The 661-nt window shown below is 44.8% G+C and carries 1 protein-coding gene; it reads right to left on the bottom strand.

All coding sequences use genetic code 11. The features are described 5' to 3' along the window. On the bottom strand, positions 1-469 hold a 469-nt coding region (locus R7E78_RS27315; RefSeq protein ID WP_318058777.1), incomplete at its 3' end, for a hypothetical protein. Between the last annotated feature and the right edge of the window lie 192 nt (positions 470-661).

The raw sequence follows: 661 nt of genomic DNA, 5'->3' as shown, positions 1-661 counted from the left end.
AAACTGTGATGATCGATTCGCGGCCGTGTTTAAACACGTACAGTAAATTCGCCTCTTTCCGCCCTGATAAACGATAGAGCGAACGTTGGTTTTTTAACATGCCATAGCTATCAGTAGGCAACGGAATAGTTTGCCACGCTAACTCTTTTAATGGGGGAGGCAAAAACGCGACAAGCAGATGGTATTCAGATTCAAAGCTGAGGGAGAGCGATCGGTCAGCAGTAGACGTTCGGCGGTAACTCACCAGAGCGAACAAGTCTCGCTTGATGTGGCGCTCAAACCCATCAGAACCCCAATAGTGTTGTTGCGCTTCTGAGTGTGGGGCGTTGACTACGGATTGAAAATCAGATTGCACGAGTTTGTCGAGGCGTTCTGACGTCACGTGATTTGTATTGTGGTGCGCTGCATGTAAATGCCCAGAGAGCATGGAAAGTGTCAGCACAAATAAAATACGAAGAAGATAACGCAAAAAACAATCCTAAACGTCAGTGGGTATAGATTTGGGCAATACATCAGTCGGTAAGTGACCAATTGTGCGTATACTAACGAGACGAAACAGGAATGAACAGTGTTTTAAGCGAATCTAACCAACACCTGAAAAAGCGCTAATAGATTCATGACGTGATTGACTCTCAAAGATTACACAAATATTGGCGTTGTT

Source organism: Vibrio sp. YT-19(2023) (assembly GCF_033337395.1).
The sequence above is the reverse complement of the archived record's forward strand: the minus strand, read 5'-3'. Positions and strand labels throughout refer to the sequence as shown.